12 protein-coding genes are annotated in these 10,782 nt (G+C 70.0%); 5 read left to right on the top strand and 7 right to left on the bottom strand.

The window, feature by feature from the left end:
- On the top strand, positions 1–1,144 hold a 1,144-nt coding region (locus ASD66_RS14130; protein ID WP_056891263.1), incomplete at its 5' end, for an HD domain-containing phosphohydrolase.
- Between the two features lie 38 nt (positions 1,145–1,182).
- Here the strand turns inward: ASD66_RS14130 and ASD66_RS14125 are convergent.
- Positions 1,183–1,524 (bottom strand): cupin domain-containing protein, encoded by a 342-nt coding sequence (locus ASD66_RS14125; RefSeq protein WP_056891262.1) that lies wholly within the window; start codon positions 1,522–1,524, stop codon positions 1,183–1,185.
- Between the two features lie 298 nt (positions 1,525–1,822).
- Here ASD66_RS14125 and ASD66_RS14120 point away from each other — a divergent pair, with 298 nt between their 5' ends.
- Both ASD66_RS14120 and ASD66_RS14115 read left to right on the top strand, forming a co-directional pair.
- Positions 1,823–2,182, top strand: coding sequence for a type II toxin-antitoxin system RelE/ParE family toxin (locus tag ASD66_RS14120; protein WP_235530095.1), 360 nt, complete (start codon positions 1,823–1,825; stop codon positions 2,180–2,182).
- Position 2,183: 1 nt separating this feature from the next.
- A complete protein-coding gene (locus ASD66_RS14115) occupies positions 2,184–2,510 on the top strand; it encodes a helix-turn-helix domain-containing protein (RefSeq protein ID WP_235530094.1) in 327 nt (108 codons plus the stop codon).
- A 36-nt stretch (positions 2,511–2,546) separates the two neighbouring features.
- Here ASD66_RS14115 and ASD66_RS14110 read toward each other — a convergent pair whose 3' ends face one another.
- The 4 genes from ASD66_RS14110 to ASD66_RS14095 are packed head-to-tail and all read right to left on the bottom strand — an operon-like array spanning position 2,547 to position 5,284.
- Positions 2,547–3,014 carry a YpsA SLOG family protein gene (locus tag ASD66_RS14110; protein WP_056891261.1) on the bottom strand — a complete coding sequence of 156 codons (468 nt, stop codon included), beginning with the start codon at positions 3,012–3,014 and terminating at the stop codon, positions 2,547–2,549.
- A 25-nt stretch (positions 3,015–3,039) separates the two neighbouring features.
- Positions 3,040–3,948, bottom strand: coding sequence for a sucrase ferredoxin (locus tag ASD66_RS14105; RefSeq protein WP_056891260.1), 909 nt, complete (start codon positions 3,946–3,948; stop codon positions 3,040–3,042).
- Positions 3,945–5,075 (bottom strand): cupin domain-containing protein, encoded by a 1,131-nt coding sequence (locus ASD66_RS14100; RefSeq protein WP_235530093.1) that lies wholly within the window; start codon positions 5,073–5,075, stop codon positions 3,945–3,947. Before ASD66_RS14100 ends, ASD66_RS14105 begins: the two co-directional genes overlap by 4 nt.
- A 2-nt stretch (positions 5,076–5,077) precedes the next feature.
- Positions 5,078–5,284 carry a hypothetical protein gene (locus ASD66_RS14095; RefSeq protein WP_056680055.1) on the bottom strand — a complete coding sequence of 69 codons (207 nt, stop codon included), beginning with the start codon at positions 5,282–5,284 and terminating at the stop codon, positions 5,078–5,080.
- 146 nt (positions 5,285–5,430) lie between these two features.
- On the opposite strand from ASD66_RS14095, the gene ASD66_RS14090 reads away from it, so the two are divergent.
- Entirely contained in the window at positions 5,431–7,086 is a 1,656-nt protein-coding gene (locus tag ASD66_RS14090) for a bifunctional 3'-5' exonuclease/DNA polymerase (RefSeq protein ID WP_056891258.1), read from the top strand.
- A 305-nt stretch (positions 7,087–7,391) separates the two neighbouring features.
- Here the strand turns inward: ASD66_RS14090 and ASD66_RS14085 are convergent, their stop codons facing one another.
- Positions 7,392–7,820: a hypothetical protein gene (locus ASD66_RS14085; RefSeq protein ID WP_156388677.1), complete on the bottom strand. Its 429-nt coding sequence runs from the start codon at positions 7,818–7,820 to the stop codon at positions 7,392–7,394.
- A 207-nt stretch (positions 7,821–8,027) separates the two neighbouring features.
- On the opposite strand from ASD66_RS14085, the gene ASD66_RS14080 reads away from it, so the two are divergent.
- Positions 8,028–8,930 carry an SDR family oxidoreductase gene (locus ASD66_RS14080; protein WP_156388676.1) on the top strand — a complete coding sequence of 301 codons (903 nt, stop codon included), beginning with the start codon at positions 8,028–8,030 and terminating at the stop codon, positions 8,928–8,930.
- An 84-nt stretch (positions 8,931–9,014) separates the two neighbouring features.
- Here ASD66_RS14080 and ASD66_RS14075 read toward each other — a convergent pair whose 3' ends face one another.
- Positions 9,015–10,595: an HYR domain-containing protein gene (locus tag ASD66_RS14075; protein WP_082599493.1), complete on the bottom strand. Its 1,581-nt coding sequence runs from the start codon at positions 10,593–10,595 to the stop codon at positions 9,015–9,017.
- Positions 10,596–10,782 lie beyond the last annotated feature (187 nt).

Genomic DNA, 10,782 nt, shown 5'->3' with positions numbered 1-10,782 from the left:
GCACTGCGCCTCCGCGGCAGTCCTGGCCCGACACCTCGGGCTCGGCCCGGACGTCGAGGCGACACTCGCCCACACCTTCGAGCGGTACGACGGCGGCGGGCTTCCGGCCGGTGTCTCCGGCGATGCCATCCCGATCGAGATGCGGGTTGCCCAGCTGGCCGACGTGGCCGAGGTGCACCAACGCATGTACGGCGTCCAGGGTGCGGTCGCGATGGCCAGGAGCCGCCGAGGAGGTCACCTCGACCCGACCGTCGTCGACGCGTTCACCGCGGATCCCGAGGCGCTCTTCCCCGCGTCCGGCGACGACCCCTGGAACCGGGCGCTCTCGATCGCACCCGACTCCGAGACGCCGCTGGACGCGGCCCGACTCGACAACCTGCTGACCGCCATCGGAGACTTCGTCGACCTCAAGTGCCCGTTCACGCTCGGCCACTCCCGCAACGTTGCCGCGCTCGCCGAGGCGGCCGCCGTACAGCTCGGACTCTCCGTCGACGACACCAACGCCGTACGCCGGGCCGGGCACCTCCACGACGTCGGCCGGATCGGTGTCTCGAACCAGGTCTGGTCGAAGGCGGGGGAGCTGACCGGTGCCGAGTGGGAGCGGGTGCGCATGCATCCTTACCTCACCGACCGGGTGCTGACCCGCATCCCCGGCCTCGGGCAGGTGGCCGCGATCGCTCGCGCGCACCACGAGCACCTCGACGGGTCCGGCTACCCGCTCGGCCTGGCCGGTGCGGCCCTCGGCCGGCCGGAACGGCTGTTGGCCGCCGCGGTCGCCTACCAGTCAGCGCTGGAGCCCCGGCCGTACCGCGAGACCCTTGACCCTGAGGCGGCGGCGACGCGGCTGAAGGAACGGGCGACGCGCGGCGTTCTCGAGGCCGAGAGCGTCGAGGCGGTCCTGGCCGTGGCCGGGCACGCGTCGAGGAAGGTACGCCGCGACGACGCCCTCACTCCGCGCGAGACCGAGATTCTCGGACTGGTCGCCCGTGGCCTTGCCAACCGCGACATCGCGAGTCGCCTGGTGCTCAGTGAGAAGACGGTCCGCAACCACGTCGAGCGCACCTACGCCAAGATCGGCGCCACGAACCGGGTGGGTGCGAGCCTCTACGCGCTCCAGCACGGGCTGGTCGCGCCCGTCGACTGATGGCTGCGCGAGGGAGCCGCGACTCGTGGCAGCAGCGGCTAGCCGGATGAGGGGCCCAGAACTCCGGGGTCGACGGGCGTGGCTTGCTCCTTCAGTTCCACGAAGATGACATGCGTCGGTGTGTCGCCGGTGTTCTCGCCGTGGTGCTCCTGGGCCGGGAGCCAGCCAACGCTTCCCGCCTGCATTTCCACCTCGCGTTGGGAATCACCTGAGGATAGGCGCCGCCTGAACGAGGACAGCGTGTACATGACGCTGTCGGGATGTTGGTGCGGCGTCGTGCGGTCTCCTGGCGTGTCGGTGTACTCCAGGACACGAACCCGGTCGTTCTCGAAGACGACCTTGTAGCTCTCGGGGTTGCTGACCACAGGATCCAGGCTCATGGTCTGAGAGTGGCAGGCACTCGTCGCGTCGAGCCGTCGCTTCACCGAAGATCATCGGAATTGGGCTCCTCCACCACGGCGTCATGGGCCATCTGGTTCCGCGACTCGGTGAGTGGCTCCGCCGGTGCGTCGGTCAGCCAAGCCCTGTGGCTGTCGGTGGTGACGGCAATGATGCGGTCACGCCGGAGTCGAGGCCCGACGAGCTGGCGGACGGGTGGAGATCAGCGGCAGGCATTGGGGCCGCCCGAGTCGATGGTTGCTCAACATAGCCTTGCATCTATATCGATTGGAAACTATCATGACCATGTTCTGGGAGGTTCGTCTCCGGAATGAGGTCGAGTCGTGGCTTCTCGGACTGGACGATGAGAGCTATGTCCTGGTCGCTGCGGCGATCACCCGATTGGAGGCGGCAGGTCCGACGCTCGGCAGGCCGACGGCCGACCGGGTCAAGGGCTCCAGACACCACAACATGAAAGAGCTGAGGCCAGGATCTGCTGGGCGCAGCGCGATTCGGATCTTGTTCGCCTTCGACCCGAACCGTCGGGCGATCCTGCTGGTTGCGGGAGACAAGGCTGGCCAGTGGGTGCAGTGGTACGACACCAACATCCCGATTGCGGACGACAGATTCGACGAATGGCTCGACAGTGAGGAGGAGTGACGTGAGCAAGCCGAAGACGACCAGCTGGCGCGAGGCGCGCGCCAAGCGACCGGTCCACGACGATGCTGTGGCAAACCATGTCGCTCGCATGGCAGCGGAAGAGCGCGCCTACCGGCTCCGAGAGATTCGTGAGGAACAGGGCGTCACACAGAAGGAACTGGCTGAGCGCATGGCGATCACCCAGCCGACGATCTCCGCGCTCGAGTCTGGTGCCCTGGACCGCTCGGGAATCGCGACGATCAAGGCCTACGTGGAAGCTCTCGGCGGAGACATCGAGGTCACCGCAACCTTTGGCGATCGACGTTTCGTCGTCTCTTCCGGCAAGTAGCGGCGTGCCGGTGTGACCACATGAGGGACCCGAGCCTCAGGCGTTGCGCTCCAGGATCCGGTCCAGCAGGGCCTGCGTGGCGGCGTACGACCCCGGCTGTTCGCTCTCGCGTGGACCTGCGACGTTCAGGGTCAGCCCGAGGGCGAGACCCTCGAGCCAGGCGGTGACGGCGTCGGTGTCTCCGGCCGTGACCAGGCAGGGCCGGCCGAGCTCTTCAGCGAGGGCGAGCGTCAGGTCGGTGCCGGGGGAGTGCACGGCTTCGCGCACGACCAGGGTGGCGTCGCTGTCGCGGACGTTCAGTCGCGTCCGGACCGCGGGGTCGCCGCTCGAGGCTTCGCGCAGGGCGGGATAGTCGGCCAGCAGGCCCGGTGGCGCCGGGTGGTCCTCGGCCAGGCCACCGGCCGGGCACCACCCGCCGTACGGGATGCCGGCGTGGAGTGCGGCATCCAGCGCAGCCCGGTCGGCACCGGTCTGTCCACCGGACACGATCCGCGCAATGCGCATGGCTACTTCTACACCTGACGGCGACTCACGACGTCCGGGTGACCGTGAGCAACTCGTGCTGCGGGATCGGGTTGTCCCGGGCGGCACGGCAGGTCAGTTGGAGGGGGTCGTCGCCGGGCGACGTACGGACCTGGACCGTCCACTGGCCGCGGCCGACGGTGAACACGGCGTCGGTGACGTCGTCGTCCACCCGGCGTGACACCAGCCGTACGGCATCGTCACGGGTCTCGCCGAGCTGTCGACGCAGGGCGATCTCTGCGAACTGCACGGGCATCGCGTACGACGAGCGCCCGCGCAGGTGGTCGAGATCGAGCTGCCCGGCGGTGTGCCCGTCGGCGATCGCCAACGCCGAGACGGGTTCCACGCGGCCGTAGTACAGGCCGTCGGGGAGCACGAGCAGGTTGCCGGCGAACCGGTCGCCACCGATGTGGGAGACCTCCCACGTGGCTTCAGGGTGAGCGGCGGCCAGTGCCCTGACCACCGGGCGACCGCGTTCGGCGCAGCAGGCGTCGTGGCGGCCATGCGTGCACACGCACAGCAACGTTCCGTCGTACGCCGTGAGGCCGGGGGAGCGTCCGGCTCCCAGCGCCGCCAGGTCGAGTTCGAGCAGGTCGTGGGGATCGGACAGCACCGTGGTCTCCACCCAGGGTCGCGACGGGTGGGCGAAGGCGGCGAACACTCGCATCCCCTCCGCGTGCGTGCCGCGGTCGGGTCGCCGTACCAGGAGCGGCCTGACGCGGGCGGTCCTGGCCGACCGCAGCACGGCATCGCCCAGTCCGTCAGGAAGCCGGGCGTCGCGCAGGGCGTCGACACCCCACGGGCCGGCGTGCTCGATCAGGAGGAACGATCGCACCGTCGACGCGGTGCCCGCGGCCGACTCGTTGCGGAGACCACTGGCGACCGAGCAGCGGAACGCGGGGTCGCGTGCGGTCACGGGGCGACCTCGAGCAGACCTTCCCGCACGAGGCGACGGCAGAGCACGAGCCGGCTCTGCGGATCGAGCTGCTCGGCCAGGTCGCCGGGGCTCAACTCGGGGTGGGCGCGCACCTCCTCCAGCGCCGGGCGCAGCCATCCGGGCACGTCCAACGATCGGTCTCCGAGCAGTACGTCGATCCGGTCGCCGCGCGCAAGCAGGACGCACGGGTGTCCGGGACGACGCCGCAGACGGGTGTGGTCGTCGATCGTGTCGGCGGCGAGCACGTCGTGCAGGCCACCCGCGAGCCGAGGGCTGCGACCGGTCAGGAAGCGACGGACCTCGGCCTCGACTGCCGCCGCGGTGTCGAGGTCACGGATCTGCGCGGCCACCGCCTCCAGCCGATCCGCGAGACCCTCGGCCAGCTTGCCGGGGTCGTTGAGGTAGCCGGCCGGCAGGTGCGCGTCGGGTACGCCGTCCGCCAGGTCGGCCAGGCTGCGCTGCACGAGGCCGCGCCAGGTGAGTTGGTTGATGCCCACGGTGACGTGCAGTGAGACGACCTCCTGCGCCCGAGCGGCATGCGGGGTGCCCGTGGGCAGGTACATCGACACCCCGGGCTCGAGCTTCACGTCCGCGATGCCGTCATGGTCGTGGACCTCCCACTGCTTGGAGCCCGCGGTCTGGAACACGAACACGTCGTGGGAGTCGGAGTGCATCGCGAAGCCCTGGGCTCCGGGCGGGGTCAGGTAGGCGTTGGCCTGGCACGGGTGCCCCAGCTCGAGCTCGAGCTCGGCGACGAGCCGGGTGATCGGCGGCCAGTAGCGGTGCAGTCCCTGGAAGACGATCGTCGCGCCGTCGGCGAACAGGGCGAGCGCCTTGCGCGAGTCCACGAGTCCGGTCAGTGGCTTGCCGGCGAGCGTGGCACCGCGCGTGTAGGTGGACTCGGGCAGCACGGCGCCGTCCTGGGCGAGCCGGATGGACGGGGTGCGGATCGCCGACGACGTCAGCAGGGTGTCCGCGTCGTCGAGGGAGAGCAGATCGACCAGCGCGTCGGGGTCGGCGTGGTGCAGGTGCACGCGTGACGCCCAGACCTTCTCGACGAAGGTCTGGGCGTCACCGCTGAGCAGGTCGAGCGCGGAACCGGGCACGGTCAGGACGCGTCACCGTCGGTGGTGTCCGTGGCGTCGCCATCGGTGCCGTCGCTGTCGGTGCCGTCGGAGTCGGTGGTGTCACCGTCGGTGGTGTCCGTGGCGTCGCCATCGGTGCCGTCGGCGTCTCCGCCGGGCACGGGACCGTCACCTGCCGGGGCGGTGGTCATGTCGTCGTCGGTCAGCGGCTCTTCGGGGGTGTTGGTCATGCTTCCTCCAGTGTGTGCGGTGGCCGGCCGCCCGCGACGGACGGCGCTCTCACTGATGGCAGTACCCGTTGTGGTCGTGCGCATTCCGATCGGTCGCCGTCCGGGCTTCTCGGCGGGCGCCGGTCGTGGAGTGCGAAAGTGTGCCCATGACCCGGATCTCGCTCTCGCGTCAGCCCGACGAGCGGGTGCTCGCGGTCGAGGGTGCGGAGGAGCGGGTGATCTCGGCGGCCGATGTGGCGGCGTACGTGCGCAAGCGTGAGGTCGACCGGCCCCGTTGGGTGTGGGACGACACGGCCCGGTGGTACCCGCCGCTGCTGGCCGCTGGCGTGCGGGTCGAGCGCTGCCACGACCTGAGGCTCGGCCACAACCTGCTCCGACGGGCGCCCGCGATCGAGGTGGCCCTGCTGGTGGGGCCGCAGTCGGAGCACTGGGACCGGCTCGGGCCCAGCGTGGCATCTGATCCGGCACTGTTCTCGATCGACGACGACGCCGAGCACCTGCGCGCCGACCTGGAGGACGCGCGTCAGCTGGCAGCCGTCACGTCGTCGACCGATCCCGCCCGGCTGGGCCTGCTGCTCGCGGCGGAGTCGGCAGGGGCCCTCGTCGCCGCCGAGATGACGTACGCCGGGGTGCCGTGGCGTACCGACGTCCACCAGAGGCTGCTCAGCGACCTGCTCGGTCCGCGGCCGCCATTGGGCTCCCGCCCGCAGGGACTCGAGGCGTTGGCCGACCAGATCCGAGGTGCGCTGAACGCACCGGGACTCAACCCGGACTCACATCCCGAGCTTCTGGCCGCACTGCGGCGGGCCGAGCTGGAGGTCCCCGACACCCGGGCCTCGACGCTGCGCCAGCTCGATCACCCGGCCGTCGAACTGCTGCTGCGCTACAAGCAGCTGGCGCACCTGTTCCAGACCAACGGCTGGGCCTGGAGCGACGAGTGGGTGCGTGGCGGCAGGTTCAGGCCGTCGTACCAGCCGGCGGGCTCAGCCACCGGCCGGTGGTCCTCCAACGGGGGAGGAGCACTGTCGTTCCCGGCGCAGGTTCGGCACGCCGTGGTGGCCGACGAGGGCTGGACGCTCGTGGTCGCCGACGTGGCGCAGCTCGAGCCCCGGGTGCTGGCCGGGATGAGTGGCGACCGCGCCCTGGCCAGGTCGGCGAGGGGTGCCGACCTCTATCAGGGGATGGTCGACGACGGCGCTGTTGCCACCCGCAACGACGCCAAGCTGGGCCTGCTCGGCGCGATGTACGGCGCCACCAGCGGCGAGAGCGGCCGCATGGTCGCCGGTCTCACCCGGCGCTACCCGGCTGCGTTCGGTCTGGTCGAGGAGGCTGCGCGTGCGGGTGAGCGAGGTGAGGCGGTGCGCACCCTGCTGGGACGCGGGTCTCCGACGCTGGGGGAGTCGTGGGCCCGGGACCCGGAGGGCCCGCCGGTCGACCCCGAGGTGCAGTCGCGTCATCGCCGTACCTTCGGGCGCTTCACGCGCAACTTCGTGGTGCAGGGCACCGGTGCGGAGTGGGCGGCTTGCTGGATCGCGGACCTGCGCAACCGGCTCTGGCACATGGGTGGCGACGGGCCCTTCATGGCCCGCCCGCACCTGGTCTTCTTCCTCCACGACGAGGTCGTCGTGCACACCCCGCTCGCCCTGGCCGACGACGTCGCAGCGCAGGCCACCGAGGCGGCCGCGACTGCCTCCGGCCTGCTGTTCCGCACCCTGGGCATCGACTTCCCGCTCACCATCTCGACCGTGCGGTCGTACGCCGACGCAGGCAAGCCCGGGGCCGTGGTTGCCCCTGACGGGTGATGTCCCACGTCGAAAGGTCAGGCAGCGGCCGGAATGGAGAAGAGCTGTGTGGGTACCGAGGGATCGCGGCCGCCGGCCCGCCGGGGACTCGGCCCCGGACCTCGTGAACGGAGTCTCATCGTGTTGTGGACCATCCTTGTCGTGTTGGTAGTTGTCGCACTAGTGCTCTTCATCCTTGGGCGCGTACGTGGAGGCCGCGGGCTCTGACCCCACGCCCGCCCACGCTCCGGCAGTGATCGGAGCCCGAGTTCCCCTGCCGTAGCCCTACGGCAGGGGAACTCTGCTGCCATGGCCCACCGACCTCGTCAACGACCGAGGCTCGCCAGCTCCTCGGGTGTGACCGAGGCCAGCACCCGCCGGATGGCGGTGACCAGGCCTCCGGCGGCGAAGGTCTCTCCGCTCTGGTCGTCCTGCTGCCGGCGGATGGCGAGGGCCAGCTCGTCCGCGGCCCGGAGTGCCTCGTCGAGTGCTTTCTCATCGGCGACCGAGGCCTCCACGGAGCGCAGGGCCGCTGCTGACTTGCGGAATGCCCGGGCGGCCGAGGGCCGCAACTCGGGACCGAGGGCGACCAGCGAACGATCAGCGTGCTCGGCGTGGGAGAGAAGCGTCATCATCTCCTGCACGAGGAAGGTCAGATGGGTGAGCGCCTCGCCCTGCCGGCGCTGCCGCTCGGTGGCCTCCCTTCGTCGCCGGACGCGCCAGTTAATCCGCGGAGTGTCGAGCGTCTGCCCCATCAACTCCTGGGCCCGCTGGTTTCGCTGCTGAAGCCTGGTGACCCCCGTCTGCCACTCGTCAGTTGTCGGCAGGGGATCGCGCTCGAGGCGCGGTTGGTGCGCGGTGGAATGACGCGGCCCGCTCAACCTGTCCTGAGCTCGGGAACCTGATGTCTGTACGCCGCAGCGTGCACGGAGGACAATGAGCCATCAGAAGAGGTGACCGAGATGATTCTCGTCGTCGGTGCGACAGGTGACCTCGGCGGCCGCGTGGCTCGCACCCTGAGCGAACAGGGCCATGCAGTCCGCTGCTTGGTGCGCCCCACCAGTGACGACTCCGTCGTGCGGGGTCTTGGAGTCGAAGTGACGCCGGGTGACCTCACTGACCCTGAGTCGCTTGCCGCCGCGTGCCAAGGTGTCACGGCGGTCGTGGCCACCGCGACGATGATCGCGCGCAGGTTGGCCGGTGCGACCCGGCCCACGATTCATGAAGCCGACGAGCAGGGGATGGCATCCCTGATCGCGGCCGCCGAGTCCGCAGGGGTGCGGCGCTTCGTGTACCTGTCCTTTCCGGGGGTCGAGAAGGCCATCGGTACGCCGCTGGAACGGGCCAAGCTGGCCACGGAGGAGCGATTGCGTGGCTCGGCGATGCAGCGCGTCATCATTCGTTCTGATGCATTCCAGGAGATTCATTTCGGAGCCGCAGCGCGCTTCGACGTGGCGGCAGGAAAGATCACGATCATCGGTCGAGGGGACAGCAAGCGACGCTGGGTCAGCACCGGGGACATCGCCGCGCTCGTTGCGTCGGCAGCCGTCGAGCCCGACCCGCCGAGCCTGATCACCGTCGGTGGTCCGGAGGCGTTGACCAAGAACGAAGCGGTGGCATTCGTGGAGGAGGTGACTGGGCGCCGGATGAAGGTCCAACACATGCCCAGGCCCGTCGCCCGGTGGGCAATCCGCCTGTTGAACAAGCGGAATGATGCCCTTGCGTCGGCCTTCGGGGCCGGTCTTCTCCAGGACCTCCACCCCGCAGACTGGGATGACGCGGCGCTGCGAGAGCGTGGCATCACGCCGAGGCCGGCGAGCGACTTTCTCCGCCAGCAGGCCGAGTCCACCGCGTCCCACGGGTGACGCTCCGGCGGTTCATGCGCCGGCGCCCCGTCGTCGCACCGCCCTGCGCACAGTTGACTGAGAGCAGGGAGGTGCGACCGACTGCTACATCGGGGGCGGCGGCACCAGGCAGCTCACCGGAGCAGAGGTGTTGCCGAAGGAGTCCACCGCAATGACCTCGGCGTCACCTGTGCCGAAGAGGTGGACGATGTCGCCGGGCATCGACTTCGAACGAGGCTGCCCGCCCGGCGTCTCGGTGTACTTGATCTGCTGCCCATCGGCGTACGGCCCGAAAAGCGTGCCGCTGCCGGAGTCGCGCACGTAGATCACCGGGTCCGGGTCGACGAGGTCGGTGGCGCCCAGGAGGAAGAACCCGTCCTGGTTGTGCGAGCGCGGCACCGTGCCGCCCGGGTTGGCGCCTTCACTGCAGGCAACGTCGGGTGGCGTGGTGTCGACCACCGTCATCGTGCCGGTACCCGAGCCCGTGTTGCCGGCGGCGTCGGTCGCCGTACAGGTGACGACCGTGGCCCCGATCGCGAAGAGCGATCCCGACGGGGGAGCGCACGTCGGCACGAGCGGGCCGTCGACGTTGTCCGTCGCGGTCGCGTCGTAGTCGACCTCGGCACCGTCGGGCCCGGTCGCCTCGACGGTCTCGTCACTGACCGTCACCACCGGGGGCTCGACGTCCAGCACGTCGACGTCGACCTGCTGGACGAACTCCGGACCGGGAAGCTGGCCGTTGACCAGGAAGCTGACCTGGCAGGAGACCGTCGTACCCTGCGGAGCGTCCGCAGCCAGCGTGATCGTCTCGTCGAAGGAGACGGTCCCGCCACTGGTCACGTTCTGCGACGGCGGGGTGAGGCTGACCGAGACACCGGGGTCACACACCGCCTGATGGGTGACCTCGGCGGGCAGGTTCTGGAGTGCGGACAGGATGGCGGCGGAGACCTCTGACGGGTTGGCCGACGCGAGGGTGCCACCGGTGGAGTTGGTGACCGCGGTGGCCTGGCCGGCTGTGTCCAGCCCGTTCCACAGGAAGCCGTCCGCGCCGGGGACCGCGATCGCGATCACGCGGACGCCGGCAGCCTGCAGCGCAGCGGTCGCCGTGGCCAGCGAGAAACCGGCCGATGGGTCGTGACTGGTGGAGTCGCCGAACATGACCACCACGGGAGTGCCGTCGCTGCGGAAGTCGATGGCTGAGGGGACCTCGCCGAGTGCGCCGATCCAGTCCTCGGCGGCATCGCTGCCACCACCCGAGAGGGGAGTCCAGGCGTTGATGCCGGCGGCAACCGCAGCGGGGTCGGCGGTGAGCTGCTGGCGCAGGTTGAAGTGGGCGCCGGAGTAGTCGGCGACGTCCTTGTAGTCCGCGACCGCGAACTGTGCCGTGGGCTGGTCGGCCAGCACCTGGTCGACGATGGAGTCGGCGTTGGCCTGCACGTTGGAGATGCTGGCGCCCATGCTGGTCGTGGTGTCGGCCAGGAAGACGATGTCCGGGTTGGGCGGGATGACCGGGGTCTCCACGGTCTTGGTGATCGTCACGGACTGTCCGGGCTCCAGCGCTGTCGCATACGGCGACGGCGTGACCCCGGGTACGGCGAATGCCGTGGTCGCTGTCCCGGCCAGCAGTGCGGCGAAGATCGCCGTCAATGCTCTCCGAGACTGCCCACGACGGGATGTGTGCTCCATGGCACAGCCTCCTCATGAGGTGAACTGACACTCCACTCTGTTCCCGCGTGATGCAGCACCACCATGACGTCATGTGCCCATTACCGGGCCCTCGACGTGCGGGCTGCGCGTCTCGCCATGACCAAATGGGGCCATTGCCGATCCCGAGGACTTGCGGTATCGGAGGCACAGCGCACCCGAACTCCTG

The sequence above is a fragment of the Nocardioides sp. Root151 genome, from assembly GCF_001427925.1.
Lineage (GTDB): Bacteria > Actinomycetota > Actinomycetes > Propionibacteriales > Nocardioidaceae > Nocardioides.
This window is presented reverse-complemented; position numbering and strand designations above follow the sequence as displayed.

Coding starts and splice junctions, on each gene's coding strand:
- ASD66_RS14120 (WP_235530095.1), top strand. CDS start 1,823: ATGACCATGTTCTGGGAGGTTCGTCTCCGGAATGAGGTCGAGTCGTGG.
- ASD66_RS14080 (WP_156388676.1), top strand. CDS start 8,028: ATGATTCTCGTCGTCGGTGCGACAGGTGACCTCGGCGGCCGCGTGGCT.
- ASD66_RS14125 (WP_056891262.1), bottom strand. CDS start 1,524: ATGAGCCTGGATCCTGTGGTCAGCAACCCCGAGAGCTACAAGGTCGTC.
- ASD66_RS14110 (WP_056891261.1), bottom strand. CDS start 3,014: ATGCGCATTGCGCGGATCGTGTCCGGTGGACAGACCGGTGCCGACCGG.
- ASD66_RS14095 (WP_056680055.1), bottom strand. CDS start 5,284: ATGACCAACACCCCCGAAGAGCCGCTGACCGACGACGACATGACCACC.
- ASD66_RS14085 (WP_156388677.1), bottom strand. CDS start 7,820: ATGGGGCAGACGCTCGACACTCCGCGGATTAACTGGCGCGTCCGGCGA.
- ASD66_RS14075 (WP_082599493.1), bottom strand. CDS start 10,595: ATGGAGCACACATCCCGTCGTGGGCAGTCTCGGAGAGCATTGACGGCG.
- ASD66_RS14090 (WP_056891258.1), top strand. CDS start 5,431: ATGACCCGGATCTCGCTCTCGCGTCAGCCCGACGAGCGGGTGCTCGCG.